Here is an 18,311-nt window from a genome sequence, read left to right as displayed (position 1 = left end):
ACTTTGCTAGAAAAGCTTAATTCATCCCGCATTTATGCAACGCCGGGATTAGGGATTAGGGATTGGGGATTGGGGACTGGGAGACAGAAGGCAGGGAGTAGGGAGAAATGGGGACATTGCCCTCCCCCTTGCACCCTGCACCCGTTCGGCTGACGCTCACGGCGAAAGCCTGCACCAATTCCTCTTCTCTTCCCCATGCCCCATGCCCTATGCCCTATGCCCCATACCTCAAATCTCCTGTTCTGGTAAAAACAAGGTGAACTGACTTCCTACTCCCAACGTTGATGTTACTGTGACATCACCACCGTGTAACCTAGCTAATTTCCGTGTCAAAGCTAAACCTAATCCTGTCCCTTCATATTGACGATTCAATTTACTATCTAGCTGTTTAAATGGCTCAAATAAAAATTTAAATTGACTAGGATCAATGCCAATTCCTGTATCTGCAACTGTAAATGTGATTCCTTGATAGGCTTTTTTGACTATTAAGGAAACTTCGCCACTAATGGTAAATTTAATCGCATTAGTCAGCAAGTTGAATAACATTTGCTTCAAACGATATTCATCAGCTATGCAAATCTTGACAGCAGGGTCAATTTCATGAGTTAGTTTTAAGCCTTTCTCATGGGCGCGATCGCTGGCAATCGATAACAAATAATTACATAAATCTACAACTGATATCGGCTCTAATGATAACTCTTCCTTACCTAATTCCACCTTTGATAAGTCTAAAATATCATTAATCATTGTTAGCAAATGTTCGCCACTACTATATATACAATTAATATATTCTTTTTGCTTGTCATTTAAAGAGCCTGCTATCTCATGCTGTAATAGTTGCGATAACCCCATAATCGCATTTAAAGGTGTTCGCAATTCATGGCTCATAGTTGCTAAAAACTCGCTTTTGGCTCTACTCCCTGCTTCTGCTGCTGCTTGTGAGGCACGCAGTTGCAACTCTGTTTTTTTGTATTCAGTCATATCCTTGACAATTACTAATAGTAGTTCAGTCTCATTATCAGAATTAGGCATGACGGAGATACAAAGTTTCGCCCAAACTAATTTGCCGTTTTTATGTAAGAAGCGTCTATCAATTTCAACGTGTTGTTGTGCATGATGTTGATGAAGATTTGTATATAGTTCTCCTAATAATTTTTGATAATTATCTAACTCTGCTTGTGTCTGAAAAATATAATCAGTGAAGTTTTGACTACATAATTCTTCTCGACTGTAACCCAGCATTTGACATAATCCAGGATTCATATCTAATATCTGGGTTGTCTGATTTATAACTGCAATTCCCACTACTGAATTCTCAAAAATAGCTCGATATAAAGCTTCACTTTTTTGTGTTGCTACCTGTGCTGCGTTACGTTCCCTGGCTTCAATAGCTAATGATACAAAATCAGCGATCGCACCAGCAAAATATTTTTCCTCTCCAGTCCACTCCCGAACTTCGTGACAATGTTCGCACCACAAAAACCCCACCAAACGATTTCCTAACCAAATTGGTGTACTGAGTAGCGAAATTACCTCGAAAATAGAAAGATAAGTTGTAAATAATTCTTGAGTTCTTTGGTCTATGATGACGTTATTAATGTGTAGGCTCTCTCCTACTGCTAAAGCTTGGAAGTAAGCAGGGTAATTTGCTTTTGACAAAACCTGGCCAAAAGTATGCTCTTGATTGTCAATATTGTATAAATCAAGACATTCAATTCCTGAAACTTCTTGATTGTAAAACCACACACTCACGCGCTGCACTAAAAGTGCGTGCGCCGCAGCCTCTGTTATTTCTCTGAATACAGCAGTTAGAGTTCCTGTCTGAAAGGTTCTGCTACTTGCTAAATGCAGTAGTGTTTGGCTATGTTTTCGTCGCTCTTTGTCTGAAATTGACAGTACCTCTTGGGACTGTGGAAACTTAGTAATATCTTTTACCACTAGCACCTGCATGTGTTTTCAACAGAAATCACTTTGCATTGCAGTTCTAAAACATGAATAGAACTGTTTATATAAATACAACTTTGATATACACATTTACATACCCATAAGGTATATTTTTTTGGCTAATTTTGTACGAATTATGCTTTTAAACGAATCTGCGTTTTGATATGCTGTTTTTAACTTGATATCAGGTTTCAAATTGGTCGCGACCAATTACAAACAACATATATTTGTGAACTTTTAATAAAAATTTCACATAAATTTTAAAAATTCAGTTCATGGTGCAGTATGGTAACGGTAAATCAGAATCAATAAATATTGATCAAACTATACATTAACAAAAGTATTTTAGATAGCGATTCTGACTAACTACTGACGAAATGATTAATATTGTATAAATGCTTTTATATTTTTACCATTATCTATATACATAGATACACTCATTTTTATAATGTTTAAGAAATTAATATTTGTGTATTCTCCTATAGAAAGATACTGTCACAGCTAAATTTTGTCACAATTAAACTCAGGCTAGAGCCTCTGATCGAGAGGTGGTAAAATTATGCAAAATTCTCATATCAGAATTGTTTCTCTGATTCCCAGTGGAACAGAGATTTTAGCAGCCTTGGGTTTAACAGATTATGTGGTTGGGCGATCGCATGAATGTGACTATCCCCCAGAAATTACAAACCGTCCTATTTGCACCCAAGCGCGTCTAGATAGTAATACCTCCAGTGAACAAATCCACGATCAGATAAATAATTTGCTACAGTCGGCTCTCAGTATTTACCAAGTCAAAACCGATATCTTAGAACAATTGCAGCCCACTCATATCTTGACCCAAGATCAGTGTAATGTTTGCGCCGTCAGCTTACAAGAAGTAGAAAAGGCTGTGGCTGAACTGACTCAAAGCTCTCCGCAAGTTGTTTCTTTACAACCTAACCTGCTAGCAGACGTTTGGAAGGATATTGAGCGTGTAGGGCGTATCTTTAATGTTGATGCTGTTCAACTCTTAGAAAACCTAGAGGCTCGTGTTAGAATTTGTCAACGAAAAATTCAAGGGCTGTCCTTAGTAGAATTACCGACCGTCGCCTGTATTGAATGGACAAATCCCCTCATGGTAGCAGCTAATTGGATTCCTGAACTTACCAACTTAGCTGGAGGACAATCATTATTTTGTGTCACAGGTCAACCATCTCCCCACCTGCAATGGGAAAACCTATTGATTAGTAACCCAGATGTGATCATTTTTATGCCTTGTGGTTTTGACTTAAATCGCACCCGTCAAGAAGCGGAACTAGTCGCCCAGCACCCAGACTGGCAAAAACTCCACGCGATGAAAAGCGGTAGAGTCTACATAACCGATGGCAATGCCTACTTTAACCGTCCAGGCCCCAGATTAGTAGATTCTCTAGAAATTATGGCAGAAATTATACATCCAGAGATTTTTGATTACGGTTACAAAGGAAAAGCCTGGGAGAGATTGTAAAGGCAAAAGGCAAAAGGCAAAATTTGAATATCCCCAATCCCCAGTCCCCAGTCCCCAGTCCCCAATCCCTTTTGAAAATAGCCAAAATGTTTTATTGAGATATTTGTAACTGATTCAAGTATTCAATGAGATTTCTTAAGGTGTTAGTGAGCGCAGTTTCACTGACAATTACTGTGTGTTGCTGACCATAATTTTCTACAGTTAGTCTATATTGAAAGCGATCGCACTGGGAATGCTCAGGAATTATTTGTTCAGGTAGTTGGAAAAAATCTGCTGAGGCGACAAGTGTAGATAATTCCTCTGCTGTCGGAGTTGGGAGAGTGTCCGTGTCAACATGGATAGTTTTACTAATCCCAGTAAACCCCCCCGTGCGTTCTAAATATACTTGCATTGTAGAGAAATATAAATATTTGACTCCAGTTTAGCAAGAGGTAGACAAATAGTGACTAGGACAATTCAAAACGTGAAGTTACTAACTGCTGTATATCGTCAGTCTGTTGCTACTTAACCTTTTATTTGATATTCCTTAACCTTGAGTCATTGCCTAAAGGTTTATTAAGTGAAATTGCGTAAGGATTCACTATTAAACCTGGGAGTATTTTTTCATGACATTAGGTAAAAACTTAGGTCTTGCTACTATTGCCACCGCCATTTCTGTAGCTGCGATCGCGTCTAAACCAGCACAAGCAGCTATAGTAAATTATAATTTCACAGTCGATACCCCTGCTACTCAATATTTTGGCACTTTCAAATATGATGACTCATTTTTAACTGGTCTAGGAGAGGAAAGATTAGGGGTAGAAAGTGGACTCAAAGTCACATTCAATTATCTAGGAAATAACTATACAGAAGCTGATGATGTTGATTTTGATTCATTCCCTGTAGTCACTTTTGATGCAGGTCAATTCCAAGGACTCAGCTATTTTGTAGCTGATCAGTTTCTCATTGGTAGTGAACCCAGTACCCCAGAGATAGGCGGAAACAACTTTTACACAATCAGTAACTCAGTCGATACAACATTGGCAGGTACAGTCACTTACACCAAAGTACCAGAACCATTTGCTGTGGGTGGAACTGCGATCGCTACTACTTTAGGGCTATGGATGAAGCGTAAGAAAAAAGCAGCCTTGGCAGGCTAAAAACAGTTTTTTCATACCAAAAAGACAGGTTTTTTTCCTGTCTTTTTTTACGTAAAAAAATAGAGACGTTGTAATGCAACGTCTCTACTACATAAATTATGAATGAGAGAATTCTGAATTACAAACCACCAACCACACCACCATCATTGCGGGTAATAACTACCGTTGCAGAACGGGGACGGCCAGCTAAACCATAACCTTGGCTAAAAGGCCAGTTACTAGATAATGTGGGATTTGCGGTAGTTCCACTATCACCAGGATGCTGAATATTGATGAACATCGCTTTACCATCAGGTGTGCTAGTAATACCAGTGACCTCACAATCTGTAGGACTAGTTAAGAAGCGTCTCACCTGTTTGGTGTTGGGGTCAGCACAAAACATACCATTACTACCAATGTTGATTAGCTCAGGAACACCATTGATTGTGCTACCACGACCATCACCAGCTTGATCAGTTTGAATCCAAAGACGACCGAAGTCATCAAACCACAAACCATCAGGTGAACTGAAATCATCACCATTGATATTGCCTTGAAAATTGGCTTCAGTTCTGTTTCTGTCGCCACCTTGAACAAAAATATCCCATTTGAAAGTTGTTGCTGTCACAGTACGTCCATCTTCACGCCAGCGAATAATATGACCGTACAAATTACTAGGACGGGGGTTAGCCGCATCTACAGGAGGACGCGCACTACCCGCAACTGTTGAACCATTTACTTGGTTGACAGTAGGTGGGGTTGCTGTACCACGACGGTTATTGTTGGTTAATGTACAGTAGACCTCAATCTCTTTATATCCACCAATGCGAGGACGTACTGCTGTCCACTCTGGTCTATCCATCATGGTTGCACCGACTCTATCCGCCGCCTGACGAGTCTTAACTAGAACCTCAGCCTGGCTTCTAAAACCGTTTTCTGGTGTCAAACCATTTTGACCATAGACTAAAGGCAACCACTGACCAGTACCATTGTCATTGAATTTGGCCACGTAAAGAATACCAGAATCCATCAAATCGCGGTTAGCTGCACGATTACCAGGATTATAGGCTTGAGCGCAAACGAACTTGTAGATATACTCGTTACGTTCATCATCACCCATATAGAAAGCCACCCGATTGTTGTCATCCACCACAACCTGTGCGCTTTCATGCTTAAATCTACCTAGAGCCGTCCGCTTAACTGGCTTACTTAGAGGATCATATGGATCAATCTCAACTACCCAGCCAAATAAATGGGGTTCTAGTGGGTTGGTACGGTTGTTGAAGCGTGGGTCAACTTCATGCCAACTATAGCCAGCACCGTTAGCAGAAAGACCATAACGATTTTGTCCTGTCAGAATCTCTGAGTCTTCAATCCCTGGAGTAGAGACTAAAGCTTCACCCCGATTGCCAAAGTAACCGTTCCAGTTTTCTTCACAAGTTAAATAAGTATCCCAAGGTGTGTAACCGTTGGCACAGTTGTTGACTGTACCATATGCGGTGTAGCCGTCGTTTGTGCCGATTTCAGTAGAGCCTGTGGGAGTAATGTTAAACTTCTTCGACTTTAACAAGGCATCCCCAGCCGCAGGCCCCGAAACTCGCATCTCAGTATTACTGGTAATGCGACGACCATAGGGTGAATTGCGATTGTAAGTCCATTCATTGCCGTTTTTGGAAATTTCGACAATAGACACGCCATGAGCAGCCTGAGACTTCCGTACTTTTTGAATGGTGACGGGACTTAGACCTTCAGAACCATGTAGGATATTTTCCTGGGTATATTCATGGTTTACACATAACAAACCATTGTTAATCGGCTGGTTTAAAAAGCTTCTTAATGATCTTGCTTGGGAACTAACTGTCCGACCAACTACATTACCTTGTGATAAGGGGAAGTAGTGCATACCATCATGGTGCATCCCCACTTGCATTGCTTGAGCAGCAGCATCTTGGGAAGCATCTGCTAACCAAGTCGGTGCGCCTGGCATAATGGGATCTCCCCAAGCAAACAATACTTTAGCTGTATAACCTTCAGGAACACTAACAAGATCCTTTTCTAGAACTCCTGTAGTTGGATTGAATACATTAGGTGGAACACTCTTAAAGCCAATACCACCAAATCCTGTTCCCTTGGGAATTGGAGCTGCTTCAACACTCTGGAGAATGCCTCCAATCGAAACTTCACCTACCACAGTTAGCACCGATGCACTAGCTGCCGTCATGATGAACCGCCGCCGACTCATGCTGACGCGATCAATCACATCACGAATTGATTCGTTACGAGATTGGTTAAGCGTCACGTTATTTTTGGGGTGAAAGCGTCCCTTCATTACCTAGTTCTCCATTTTGACACTAATGAGTTAACTGTTAAGTTCATCTTGTAAATAAAAGATTCAGTAGTGCTGAGTGCTAGGTGTTGAGTTCAATTAACCTTACTTTTTACTCAGCACTCTTTTGGTCATTTTGTTTGACAACAAAAAAACATCAAATTACACATGAACCTCAATTTTTATTGATATCAACAGTTAATGATCGGCAAAAACCACAACTCAGAAAATATTTGATTGAGTCCTATTGTTTGACTAATTCATCCTATTTATATTGAGGCAGGCATAATAATAGGATGCTGACAAGCCTTTTCAATAAAGGCGTGTGACTACAATCGAATTAGAATAGTGAGCCACAAAAGACTTATCAAATATTCTCTAATAGTGGTTTATGGTGCTGAAACTAACAACGGTTACTGAAAATCTAATTAAAGAAAATTAAGATTAGGTTATACAATAATTAATATTAGTTTATTAACAATTATTTTTTGAGGGAAAATACTGTTTTGCAGGGACAGTCCGTTTGCCATTACTCATGAAGAAAGTACGATTTTTGTATTGAACCTCCGAATTTTAGATTTTGGATTTTAGATTCAACCCAGAAATTAAAATCTAAAATTGGTTGACTTTTGCGCGTTATCTGTTAACGCTGAGTCACGAATTCAGTTCTCAGGACGCACTAGGAACTGTGTTGAGTACCAGGCTGTCCTATTCTGGAGATGGGTAGTTGTGTTGTGGGTGAGACTGTGTTTATCAGCGTTGTGATACCAACTTATAATCGCCAGCCGATTCTAGAAAAATGCTTGCGAGCCTTAGAAATGCAGCAACTAAGCGCATCAAGCGTTGTAGGTAATTATGAAATTGTCTTAGTAGATGATGGTTCTACTGACGGTACGCTGGATTGGTTAAAGGCAAATAAAGAAGATTTTCCCCATGTGCGTTGGTTTGAGCAAGACCATGCAGGCCCGGCGGCGGCGCGGAATTTGGGCGTTGAACAGGCGCAAGGGGACATCATTATATTTATAGATAGTGATTTAGTAGTCCTAGAAAACTTCCTGCAAGCCCATGCAGATGCTTTAGTGCAGGGTAAGGAGAAATTAGGCAGCGATCGCTTTTTTACTTACGGTGCAGTTATTAATACTTGTAATTTTGACAATCCCACCGCCGAACCCTATAAAATCACAGACTTCTCCGCCGCCTTTTTCGCCACAGGTAACGTCGCCATCCCTAAACACTGGCTAGTACAAGCCGGATTATTTGACACAGGCTTTCAACTTTACGGCTGGGAAGACTTAGAACTAGGTGTCAGACTCAAAAACCTGGGTTTGAAACTGATTAAATGTCCCGCCGCCGTCGGTTATCATTGGCATCCCCCATTTAACTTAGAGCAAATCCCCAACCTCATCGAGAAAGAAATTCAAAGGGGACGGATGGGAGTTTTGTTTTATCAGAAGCATCCCACCTGGGAAGTCAAAATGATGATTCAAATGACCTGGATACATCGTTTACTGTGGGGGATTCTTTCCCTCAACGGCGCATTAAATGAACGCACCATGAAACCGTTGTTACAGTGGTTGATTGATTCAGGTAAACCCCAGCTAGCTTTAGAAATCGCCCGAATTTTCCTCAACTGGTACAACGTCAAGGGTGTGTACGAGGCTTATGCTCAATTGAGTGCTGAGTTGTGAGTGCTGAGTGCTGAGTGCTGAGTGCTGAGTTGTGAGTGCTGAGTTGTGAGTGCTGAGTGCTGAGTGCTGAGTTGTGAGTGCTGAGTTGTGAGTTATTAGTTTTTCTCCTCTGCTTCCCCTGCTCCCCTGCCCCCTGCCCCCTGCCCCCTGCCCCCTGCCCAATTCCCCATTCCCAATGCCCCATTCTGTGCTACCCTAGTAGAGTTGTCTAAATTCCGCACATCTGGGAATTCGGGTGTTTCTCATGGAGAAATACGCCTGGATGGAGGTTTAACCCGAATAGGAGTAAAAAAATATATGCCAGTTGTTTCATTGGCTCAAATGATGGAGTCAGGGGTTCACTTTGGGCATCAGACCCGACGCTGGAATCCTAAAATGTCTCCATACATTTACACTGCGCGTAATGGTGTACATATCATCGACTTGGTGCAAACAGCCCAATTGATGGATGAAGCGTATAACTATATGCGATCGCAGGCGGAGCAGGGTAAAAAGTTTCTCTTTGTAGGCACAAAGCGGCAAGCAGCAGGGATTATTGCCCAAGAAGCTGCCCGTTGTGGTTCTCACTATATCAACCAACGCTGGCTAGGTGGAATGCTCACCAACTGGGCAACTATCAAAACCAGAGTAGACCGCCTGAAAGATTTGGAACGGCGGGAAGAAAACGGTGCGTTAGATTTATTGCCCAAGAAAGAAGCTTCTATGCTGCGTCGTGAGATGGCGAAGCTGCAAAAATATTTGGGTGGTATCAAAACCATGCGGAAAGTTCCTGATGTCGTGATAATTGTTGACCAACGTCGGGAATATAACGCTGTCCAAGAATGCCAAAAACTCTCTATCCCCATCGTATCTATGCTGGATACAAATTGTGATCCAGATGTAGTAGATATTCCCATCCCAGCTAACGACGACGCAATCAGATCAATTAAATTGATCGTGGGCAAATTAGCAGATGCTATTTATGAAGGTCGTCACGGTCAGCTAGATGCCGAGGAAGAATACGAAGATTACGAAGGTGCAGAGGAAGAGTACGATTACGAAGAAAGTGATTACAGTGAGTTTGCTTCCGACGACGAAGAAGAATAATCAACTGTTTTTGTACTGGGAAAGACATAATTACTCGTTGCTGGTTGAATGTCAAAATTTAACGGCAGATGCAGAATCAGTGTAAATTTTCCCAGTGCAATAGCTTTTAACACTAAATCAAAATGGAAGATGAAGCAGATCAAGCTCACACCTCATGCTTCATCTCCAATAGTTTGAATTTCATCGTTTTTTCTTCCCCAGCCCTGAGTAAGATAGAAATACTCAAAACTCTTGCTTAGTGCTGAGTCATGAATGCTGGGTGCTGATTATGGTTTTTAAAGATCGAGTTGGAGAAATAAACAAAAAACAATTGTTGGTTTCTTCCTCATACCACCCTCAACTCAGCACTCAACACTGCTTTGGTGAGCGATAACAACTCAAGGTCAAGTTAGGAATTGAGGCAACATGGCGGAAATATCTGCAAAACTCGTCCAAGAGCTACGCCAAAAAACTGGTGCAGGCATGATGGACTGTAAAAAGGCGTTGAAAGAAACCAACGGCAATGTCGAAGAAGCCATAGACTGGCTACGGAAAAAAGGTATCGCCTCTGCGGGTAAAAAAAGCGATCGCATTGCGGCTGAAGGTTTAGTAGAAACCTTCGTTCAGCCCGGCGGCAAAGTAGGTGTACTCATAGAAGTCAACTGCCAAACAGATTTTGTTGCCCGTAACGATGCTTTTAAAGCCCTAGTTAAGAACCTAGCCCAGCAAGCAGCAACAGCTGATAGCTTAGAATCTTTGCTGGCTCAACCTTACATCGAAGATAACAGCGTCACTGTAGATGAATTCATCAAGCAAAGCATTGCTAACTTAGGTGAAAACATTCAAGTACGTCGCTTTGTCAATTTTGCTATCCAAGACACACCAGGAGTAGTAGACAGCTACATCCACACTGGCGGTAGAGTTGGTGTATTGGTTGAGGTTAGCTCTAAATCAGAAGCACCTACTACTAACGAGGAATTCCAAGCTTTGGCGCGGAACTCAGCTATGCAAGTAGCTGCTTGTCCCAACGTTGAGTATGTCAGTGTAGACAACATTCCTGCCGAAGTTGTCCAAAAAGAAAAAGACATCGAAATGGGCAAGGAAGACTTGGCTAACAAACCAGAAAACATCCGAGAAAAAATCGTTCAGGGGCGAATTGAAAAGCGTCTGAAAGAGATGACCTTGCTAGACCAACCCTACATTCGCGACCAAAGTATTTCTGTAGAAGAACTAGTCAAGCAAGTGAAGGCGAAAGTTGGTGAAGATGTGACTGTGAGCCGTTTCGTGCGCTACATCTTAGGTGAAGGTATTGAAAAACAAGAAAGTAACTTTGCTGAAGAAGTAGCAGCTCAAATGGGTGCTAAGTAGTAATGAGTAATGAGTGCTGAGTGCTGAGTGCTGAGTAGTAATGAGTGCTGAGTGCTAAGAGCTAAGTAGTAATGAGTGCTGAGTGCTGTTAGCGGTAGCGGGGCGTTTAGCCCGTGCTGAGTTGAAAGGTTTCTTCAATGTTATGTCAAAAAATCAGTACATAGATACTGAAACAAGACAAAATTACTCATTACTTATTACTTCTTACTCATTACTCTCACTACTCAGCACTATCTTCTGGACAGGTCAAGCTAATTGCCTGACCTGTATTTTATTTAAAATTTTTAAAATTTAGAACTGATTCTTTACTAAATAAACATACATTTGTACCATATAAGGCTCCGGTGGGTGAAGATATGGTTAGAGCTATTGAGCGAATTGAACGAGAACTTGCTGTGTTGCAAGAAGCGATTCAGGCGATCGCTAGAGAACTGCAAATGGCTTATGCTAGTTATTTAGCGGCTTTGGGTCAAGCACTAAGAAAACAATTAATCCTCGCTAGTTATCACCTGTGTACCCAAGGCTATCCAGAAAACTTTCTGAAGTTGTCATTAAATCAGCGACAACAACTGCAACAAAGCATTCGCAAGTTAGGTCAAAAAGCTGCCGAGATATTAATCAGCAGTTTGATGAGTCAGGAAGATGAGGAAGACGAGGAAGATGAGGAAAATGTAGAAGAAATAGTAACTTCCCTAGAAACTACAGAAGGGGAAATACCATCTGAGCTATCATCTTCACCGAGTGAATCAGTTAAACATTCATCGCCTCAAACTTATATTGTCGAAACTTCCAACCCCATCGAATTAGCGAAATGGCAACAGCATTTAGAAGTGCAAATGCAACAAACCCTCAGAAAAGTTTCCCATGAGGCTAATTTAATCTTACAAAATGCCGGAATTTTACCGCAAAAACTGCCAGAACCTGTTTTAGAAGCCGCAGCCGCAGCCGCTTCAGAAGGTTCAGCCGAGATGATGCCAGGGCCACCCAACATTCTTAACTTAGTTCTGGAGATTGCCGACGAGCAAGATACAGAAAAATCTGGTTTAACTCAAATCATGACTATTAATTTGCGCTTAGGGGAAATCGAATTTGCTGACACAACAGTTGCTAATCATCGCAAACAAATTCGTGAAATCTTAGGACAACTGAATAAACTAGGAAGGGAGTATCAAAAGAAGCAAAGAGAACGCTCAATTGCTGAAGCCGAAGCCGCATGGCGTGCGAGTTGGTATGAAGATTAGTCAATAGTCCAAAGTCCACAGTCCACAGTAGTGACTATTGACTATTGACTATTAACTATTGACTATTGACTGTTGACTATTGACTAATAACCAATGACTAACGACCAACCAGATTGGATACGCTTACATAAAGCCTTAGCAGTGGAAGCCGAAAACGGTTTTACTGATTTGGTGGGTAGACAGTATCGCTTCAGTGAATTTCTCAGCCTCACATTTGGGAAATTCCCCACAAGTTTACCCCCAACTGAACGCCGTCGCTGGCAAGACATGGCGGCACAGTTTGCTAATTATCCCAATCTGGAACTCAAAGAACGTCAACATTTGATAGCGGAAGCACGGCGATATCTTTACCAACTGCAAAAAGGAGAAGGGGAGCAAGGGAGCAGGGGAGCAGAGGAGCAGGGGAGAAGTTATAAGGCGAAAGTTCCCAATTCTGCGCCACTTGTAGCAGAAGTTAGTCGGAGATTAGCCCCCAAAATTGACCAAAAACTCAGCGATTTACCGGAAATAGGCATTCGTAAAGCTGATAAATTGGCGGCTTTGGGTTTGTATACTGTACGTGATTTACTGTTTTACTATCCCCGTGACCATATTGACTATGCCCGACAAGTGAATATTCGGGAGTTGCAAGGGGGTGAAACAGTGACAATTGTGGCGACAGTTAAGCGTTGCAACTGCTTTGTCAGCCCCAAAAATCAAAAATTATTGATTTTAGAATTAGTTCTCAAAGATAATACGGGTCAAATCAAAGTTGGTCGTTTTTGGGCAGGTACGAGGTTTACTAGTCGTGCTTGGCAAGAAAGTTTAAAACGCCGCTACCCTGTGGGAAGTGTATTAGCAGCTTGTGGGTTAGTAAAAGGTAGTAAATACGGTTTGACTTTAGATAACCCTGAGTTAGAGGTTTTGGCACATCCAGGGGATACGATTGAATCGTTGACAATGGGGCGAGTAGTACCAATTTACGCACTCACTGAGGGAGTGATGGCGAATATGGTACGACAGGCGGTAATTGCAGCTTTACCTGCGGCGGCGCAATTAAAAGACCCCTTACCCAAGGGTTTGCGAGAAAAGTATGGTTTGATGGAATTAAAGGATGCGATCGCTAATATCCATTTCCCTGATGATAGTGATACTCTGCAAACTGCCCGTCGTCGTTTGGTATTTGATGAATTTTTCTATCTGCAACTGGGTTTACTACAACGCCAACAACAAGCTAAAGCTATTCAAACTAGTGCAGTGCTTGCACCCAAAGGTGAATTAATCGAAAAATTCTACCAAGTCCTACCATTTCAACTAACAGGCGCACAACAACGAGTCCTCAACGATATTCTCAACGACTTACAAAAAACCACACCAATGAATCGGTTAGTACAGGGTGATGTGGGTTCAGGTAAAACTGTTGTGGCGGTAGTAGCAATTTTAGCTGCTATTCAATCTGGCTATCAAGCTGCATTAATGGCTCCGACAGAAGTTTTAGCAGAACAGCATTACCGTAAATTAGTTAGCTGGTTTAACTTATTACATTTACCAGTGGAATTACTTACGGGTTCAACTAAAACTGCCAAACGGCGGGAAATTCATTCCCAATTAATCACCGGTGAATTACCTTTATTAGTAGGAACTCACGCCTTAATTCAAGACACCGTCAATTTTCGCCGATTGGGGTTAGTGGTAATTGATGAACAGCACCGATTTGGAGTCAAACAACGAGCGTTGTTACAACAAAAAGGCGAACAACCCCATGTATTAACCATGACTGCTACCCCCATTCCCCGGACATTAGCACTAACTATACATGGGGATTTGGATGTCAGCCAGATTGATGAGTTACCACCGGGACGACAAGCCATTCAAACTACAGCCTTAATCAGTCAGCAGCGCACCTTTGCTTATGACTTAATGCGGCGAGAAATTGCCCAAGGTCGGCAGGTTTATGTAGTCTTGCCTTTGGTAGAAGAATCAGAGAAACTAGACTTGCGATCGGCTGTAGAAGAACACCAAAAGCTTAAAGAAACAGTGTTTCCAGAATTTCAAGTCGGGTTGCTGCATGGGCGTATGAGTTCAGCCGAGAAAGACGAAGCCATTACCAAATTTCGAGATAATAAAACGCAGATTTTAGTTTCAACCACCGTTGTAGAAGTTGGTGTTGATGTGCCTAATGCCACGGTTATGCTCATTGAAAATGCCGAGCGTTTTGGTTTGTCACAACTACACCAATTGCGGGGAAGAGTAGGAAGAGGTGCAGCAAAATCCTACTGTTTATTGATGAGTAGTTCCAGAAGTCCCGATGCTCAACAAAGACTAAAAGTATTGGAACAGTCCCAAGACGGCTTTTTCATCTCCGAAATGGATATGCGGTTTCGCGGGCCCGGAGAAGTATTAGGAACTCGCCAATCTGGCGTACCTGATTTTACCTTAGCTAGTTTAGTAGAAGACGAAGAAGTATTAATATTAGCTAGACAAGCCGCCGAAAAAGTTATAGAAATAGATACTAGTCTAGAGCGTTGGCCGTTAATGAAGGCCGAATTGAAATATCGCTACGAACGCTTAATGGGTGGGGCGATTTTAACCTAGACCTCATCCTATTGATGATTAAAAAATTTCTTTTTTTCTCGTGATAATTGCTGTACAAGCATAATCACTGAGAATATTCATCATTAGTTAGCTAATTATTCATCATTAATTTACTCGTAATCAGTTGGAACTTTACTCCATTGGAGTGGTGATTGCCTAAACTTGATTTGTTGAGTGTGTTACTCAAAATAGTCGGGTAACGATCGCAAATTCTCTGCATCTATAAGGCCGCATTAATACAAAAACACTAATAAATCAAGGACAATGGGAGTAATGAAGAAAACTATTCACGCTATTGTGATTGGTAGTGCAGTAGCTATGGGTGTAGGTGCGATCGCCGCTTCTCCCGCCCAAGCAGGTAGCTTAACCAGTGCTACCATCGGTGGTACAGCAGCTAATGATTACTTGGTCTATGACGTTAACGGTACAAACACTGTGGCTGTAGACCAGAACCTGAAATCAGCAAATATCCAAAAAGTGTTAGATGGTAATGCTGCTAGCCCCACTGGTAACATAGAGTTAAGAGCCAGCACCGAAAAATCAACTTTCACTGCTAATGACTTTACACAAAATACCACCTTGTCAGGAACAATCGGTGGTGAAGCCATCACACTCAGTAGTTTAACCGTTTCTGACTGGACTAGTCTTTACAAAGATACAGGTAAAACTTTCGGTGAATATTGGTTTAGTCAGGCTTTAGATAAGAACGGTTTCGGTAGCTTAGTAGGAACTTCTATTGGTACAGGGTTTTTCAACGCCTTTAAAAATAATGGAGGATTCCAGAAGTTTAGTGATCCAAATATTTCTTACGTTAACCAAGATGATCAAACAGGCTTAGTCAGTATTGGGTTAGCAGGACATTTCAATGCTACACCTTTATTGCTGCCTTACTTTAATATATACGTTAATAGCTTACCAAACAGCACACCTAAAACTACTGTCAAGAATTTGCAAACACAGCTAGAGAGTAAAACAATACAAGCTAGCGAAATTGTGAAGTATACCTATAACGGTAAAACCGATTATCTGTTCAGCTTTTATGCTACCCAATCCGGTTTAACTGAGAAATCTGATGGTATCTCACACAGTGGTAACTATGAAGTGACTTTCCAAGGTTTAGTTCCCATCAAAACTTCTCAAGCAGTTCCAGAACCTTCTATTGTGCTTGGTCTTTTGGGTGTAGCTGGTATGTTCACCGCACAGCGCAAGTTTAAAAAAAGCTTTTAATTAAAGCTAAAAATTGTCATTTCATTCATTAATACAGAAAAAGGAGCTATAAGCTCCTTTTTTTTAATTTCACTGAATTTTATTATTTGTAATCAACATTTTTCTGTATGATCATAATTAATTATTTGAGTATATGTACTCTGTTTTTGCATCAAGTCATCAAAAAATAAATACTAATACCATAGCAATCACTCACGAAGCTAGGGAACTGTTAATGGGGAACAGGGAATAAAAACTGTACTGATGTTTTTCAAAAATACAATAGGATTCCTGTATTAAAAATTCGCTTTGATTACTAGAGGTGATGTCTCCAATAGGTAACAGATAACTTTTTACAAAAAGAGAATAATGTCAGGAGTTGTAGCTAAAAACTACCGATGAATCCCGCCCGCAATAATTCAATTGAGTATTGTGTAAAAACCCTGTTTATTTTATGGAAAGTTTAAATAACATTTAACACTACAGCAAAAAGACCCTAGTGGGGGTCACACCCCTCTACTAACAGGATAAAAACAAGATTTACACTGAATCTGATAACTAAATTTTCTGGATTAGCAGCTTGAAATATGATCTGACTCTGATTCTGCTCATTTAGATATTGTCTCAGTTGTTTTTACAACTTGAGATTGACACAAAACTTTATTATCAATAAATATGAATAATGTTCAATAATTCGTTGTTACAACCTCACGATAATTGTTGCCAAACACTCAACCGTATCCTTATTGTTGAAGATGATAAGATAAATAGAATGTTATTGAGTGATTACTTAAAATATTGTGGATACAATGTTTTAAGTTTGCCAGATGGTGAAAATTTTATTTTCAATATTAGAAATTTTAATCCTGATTTGATTTTACTAGATTTAAAATTGCCAGATATTGATGGATATTATTTACTACAACAGGTTAAACAGCACCCTATCTGCCATAGCATACCCATAATTGTTGTTTCAGGATTTGCTTTTGAAATTGATAAAGAAAAAGCCATTAAACTAGGTGCGTGTGATTATTTTGTAAAACCTATTAATCTCAATTTGCTAACAATTGCCATTGCGAAGGAATTAGCATACGCCCATATTTAGTCAAAAGTTCCCCCTGATGTGAATTAGGAAAACCTTCTATATCTAAAAAATAGCCCATGCTTGCAGCTAATGAGACTTGTTAGGGGCGGGTTAATCCGATATCATGAACGATTAACGATGATCTGGGTGAATCAGCCCCTAAAAATATCTATGGAATTACCCAATTTTAATTGACATTAGACGTAAATTTCAAAATCCAAAATCTAAAACTTGCTCAATCTCTTTATGGGGGTACAGTCAGTCTAAAATTCCAAATCCAAAATTAGTTGTTCTATCTATAGAAGAATTGAAAATCTGTTAAAGCTGTTAGCCTAGCTTTATTTAAACGGTAGTGATAGCCAAGTTTTCTTTTCCACAAATCCCATACACTTTGTTTATTAGTGTTGGAAGCATCTAAATGTTTCGTGATATTTCTAACTTCTGACCAACCTTCTCTAGACACATCCCAACCCACTTTAGCGGCTGCTAATCCCATTGCATTACCTTCACCTGCATGAATACCACGCAACTCTAAATATCTACCAATCTTTGCCCAGTATTTGAGATATGCGATTTCTCTACCTTCGTCCCTCGCAATCATAAATAAAGACTCACCAATATATGGTGCATCTTCTAATGTGATGTTTAAATGTGCTGCGACTTTGCGAATATGTGGTAATCTTTCTGGGGTGTATCTTGTCACATGAGCCACTAAATTCTCACAATGACCTGCTGTAATACCTGGTTTCCAGTGGAGATTATCAGGTAAAGGAGACAGTATCGTTGTATCTGCGTCAATATATATGGCGGCGGTAAATTTTGCCAAAGCGAATTCCATCACTAAGCTTTTATCGTGATAACAATGCAAAATTCCGCGTTGGTTATGTTTAAAAGCTAATACATTGGCATAATCTTGAAAATCTGCTGGTTGGTCTGTTAAAACTACAAACATCTTTCCTGGGGCATATTTCGCCAATTCACTAGCCAATTGTTGCGTCAACAGACGATACTTTTTCCGTAAAGCTAATGTGCAGAAGCAGTAATCTTGTTGTTCGTAAGTCATAAATATCCCTTATGGCTATACACTTCAATGCCTTTTCAGTCTTGCTAGTAGATAAAACTGACAGTATTTTACAGATGTCTCAGAATGCCTTAAACATAAGGTTACAATATATTTATACTTATCAAGCGGAAGTAAAGATAAATGTGCT

The 18,311-nt window shown here is 40.5% G+C and carries 14 protein-coding genes; 9 read left to right on the top strand and 5 right to left on the bottom strand.

The genetic code is table 11. The features are described 5' to 3' along the window. Positions 1–228 precede the first annotated feature (228 nt). The gene (locus tag CV014_RS24150; RefSeq protein ID WP_236144351.1) at positions 229–1,950 is read right to left on the bottom strand and encodes a sensor histidine kinase; all 1,722 of its coding nucleotides are present in this window, start codon (positions 1,948–1,950) and stop codon (positions 229–231) included. A 553-nt stretch (positions 1,951–2,503) separates the two neighbouring features. Between CV014_RS24150 and CV014_RS24145 the strand changes: the two genes are divergently transcribed. Further along, the gene (locus tag CV014_RS24145; protein WP_236144350.1) at positions 2,504–3,430 is read left to right on the top strand and encodes a cobalamin-binding protein; all 927 of its coding nucleotides are present in this window, start codon (positions 2,504–2,506) and stop codon (positions 3,428–3,430) included. 91 nt (positions 3,431–3,521) lie between these two features. Here CV014_RS24145 and CV014_RS24140 read toward each other — a convergent pair whose 3' ends face one another. Next, positions 3,522–3,821 (bottom strand): protealysin inhibitor emfourin, encoded by a 300-nt coding sequence (locus tag CV014_RS24140; RefSeq protein ID WP_236144349.1) that lies wholly within the window; start codon positions 3,819–3,821, stop codon positions 3,522–3,524. Positions 3,822–4,035: 214 nt separating this feature from the next. Between CV014_RS24140 and CV014_RS24135 the strand changes: the two genes are divergently transcribed. Continuing rightward, positions 4,036–4,569 carry a PEP-CTERM sorting domain-containing protein gene (locus CV014_RS24135; protein WP_236144348.1) on the top strand — a complete coding sequence of 178 codons (534 nt, stop codon included), beginning with the start codon at positions 4,036–4,038 and terminating at the stop codon, positions 4,567–4,569. A gap of 118 nt (positions 4,570–4,687) precedes the next feature. Here CV014_RS24135 and CV014_RS24130 read toward each other — a convergent pair whose 3' ends face one another. Beyond that, the gene (locus tag CV014_RS24130; RefSeq protein ID WP_236144347.1) at positions 4,688–6,877 is read right to left on the bottom strand and encodes a PhoX family protein; all 2,190 of its coding nucleotides are present in this window, start codon (positions 6,875–6,877) and stop codon (positions 4,688–4,690) included. 716 nt (positions 6,878–7,593) lie between these two features. Here CV014_RS24130 and CV014_RS24125 point away from each other — a divergent pair. Further along, positions 7,594–8,562: a glycosyltransferase family 2 protein gene (locus CV014_RS24125; protein WP_236144346.1), complete on the top strand. Its 969-nt coding sequence runs from the start codon at positions 7,594–7,596 to the stop codon at positions 8,560–8,562. On the opposite strand, the gene CV014_RS24120 is transcribed toward CV014_RS24125, so the two are convergent. Further along, positions 8,516–8,746 (bottom strand): hypothetical protein, encoded by a 231-nt coding sequence (locus CV014_RS24120; RefSeq protein WP_236144345.1) that lies wholly within the window; start codon positions 8,744–8,746, stop codon positions 8,516–8,518. The two genes, CV014_RS24125 and CV014_RS24120, sit on opposite strands and share 47 nt — an antisense overlap. A gap of 113 nt (positions 8,747–8,859) precedes the next feature. On the opposite strand from CV014_RS24120, the gene rpsB reads away from it, so the two are divergent. The 6 genes from rpsB to CV014_RS24090 all read left to right on the top strand — a co-directional run bounded on the left by rpsB (position 8,860) and on the right by CV014_RS24090 (position 17,121). Continuing rightward, positions 8,860–9,648 carry a 30S ribosomal protein S2 gene (rpsB, locus tag CV014_RS24115; protein WP_236144344.1) on the top strand — a complete coding sequence of 263 codons (789 nt, stop codon included), beginning with the start codon at positions 8,860–8,862 and terminating at the stop codon, positions 9,646–9,648. A 405-nt stretch (positions 9,649–10,053) separates the two neighbouring features. Next, complete coding sequence (gene tsf / locus CV014_RS24110; RefSeq protein ID WP_236144343.1) at positions 10,054–10,995, top strand: translation elongation factor Ts; 942 nt, start codon at positions 10,054–10,056, stop codon at positions 10,993–10,995. Between the two features lie 356 nt (positions 10,996–11,351). Beyond that, on the top strand, positions 11,352–12,236 hold the full coding sequence (locus tag CV014_RS24105; protein ID WP_236144342.1) for a hypothetical protein: 885 nt from the start codon (positions 11,352–11,354) through the stop codon (positions 12,234–12,236). Between the two features lie 93 nt (positions 12,237–12,329). Then, a complete protein-coding gene (recG, locus tag CV014_RS24100) occupies positions 12,330–14,810 on the top strand; it encodes an ATP-dependent DNA helicase RecG (protein ID WP_236144341.1) in 2,481 nt (826 codons plus the stop codon). Between the two features lie 273 nt (positions 14,811–15,083). Beyond that, entirely contained in the window at positions 15,084–16,037 is a 954-nt protein-coding gene (locus CV014_RS24095; protein WP_236144340.1) for an NF038130 family PEP-CTERM protein, read from the top strand. 661 nt (positions 16,038–16,698) lie between these two features. After that, the gene (locus CV014_RS24090; RefSeq protein ID WP_236144339.1) at positions 16,699–17,121 is read left to right on the top strand and encodes a response regulator; all 423 of its coding nucleotides are present in this window, start codon (positions 16,699–16,701) and stop codon (positions 17,119–17,121) included. A 271-nt stretch (positions 17,122–17,392) separates the two neighbouring features. Here CV014_RS24090 and CV014_RS24085 read toward each other — a convergent pair whose 3' ends face one another. Next, entirely contained in the window at positions 17,393–18,163 is a 771-nt protein-coding gene (locus tag CV014_RS24085; RefSeq protein WP_236144338.1) for a hypothetical protein, read from the bottom strand. Positions 18,164–18,311 lie beyond the last annotated feature (148 nt).

The organism is Nostoc sp. CMAA1605, from assembly GCF_021596505.1.
In the GTDB taxonomy this organism is placed as follows: Bacteria; Cyanobacteriota; Cyanobacteriia; order Cyanobacteriales; family Nostocaceae; genus Trichormus.
This window is presented reverse-complemented; position numbering and strand designations above follow the sequence as displayed.

What these genes read in the sequence shown, in the direction of transcription:
- CV014_RS24150 (WP_236144351.1), bottom strand. Translation starts at nt 1,950, where the DNA reads ATGCAGGTGCTAGTGGTAAAAGATATTACTAAGTTTCCACAGTCCCAA.
- CV014_RS24145 (WP_236144350.1), top strand. Translation starts at nt 2,504, where the DNA reads ATGCAAAATTCTCATATCAGAATTGTTTCTCTGATTCCCAGTGGAACA.
- CV014_RS24140 (WP_236144349.1), bottom strand. Translation starts at nt 3,821, where the DNA reads ATGCAAGTATATTTAGAACGCACGGGGGGGTTTACTGGGATTAGTAAA.
- CV014_RS24135 (WP_236144348.1), top strand. Translation starts at nt 4,036, where the DNA reads ATGACATTAGGTAAAAACTTAGGTCTTGCTACTATTGCCACCGCCATT.
- CV014_RS24130 (WP_236144347.1), bottom strand. Translation starts at nt 6,877, where the DNA reads ATGAAGGGACGCTTTCACCCCAAAAATAACGTGACGCTTAACCAATCT.
- CV014_RS24125 (WP_236144346.1), top strand. Translation starts at nt 7,594, where the DNA reads ATGGGTAGTTGTGTTGTGGGTGAGACTGTGTTTATCAGCGTTGTGATA.
- CV014_RS24120 (WP_236144345.1), bottom strand. Translation starts at nt 8,746, where the DNA reads ATGGGGCATTGGGAATGGGGAATTGGGCAGGGGGCAGGGGGCAGGGGG.
- rpsB (WP_236144344.1), top strand. Translation starts at nt 8,860, where the DNA reads ATGCCAGTTGTTTCATTGGCTCAAATGATGGAGTCAGGGGTTCACTTT.
- tsf (WP_236144343.1), top strand. Translation starts at nt 10,054, where the DNA reads ATGGCGGAAATATCTGCAAAACTCGTCCAAGAGCTACGCCAAAAAACT.
- CV014_RS24105 (WP_236144342.1), top strand. Translation starts at nt 11,352, where the DNA reads ATGGTTAGAGCTATTGAGCGAATTGAACGAGAACTTGCTGTGTTGCAA.
- recG (WP_236144341.1), top strand. Translation starts at nt 12,330, where the DNA reads ATGACTAACGACCAACCAGATTGGATACGCTTACATAAAGCCTTAGCA.
- CV014_RS24095 (WP_236144340.1), top strand. Translation starts at nt 15,084, where the DNA reads ATGAAGAAAACTATTCACGCTATTGTGATTGGTAGTGCAGTAGCTATG.
- CV014_RS24090 (WP_236144339.1), top strand. Translation starts at nt 16,699, where the DNA reads ATGTTCAATAATTCGTTGTTACAACCTCACGATAATTGTTGCCAAACA.
- CV014_RS24085 (WP_236144338.1), bottom strand. Translation starts at nt 18,163, where the DNA reads ATGACTTACGAACAACAAGATTACTGCTTCTGCACATTAGCTTTACGG.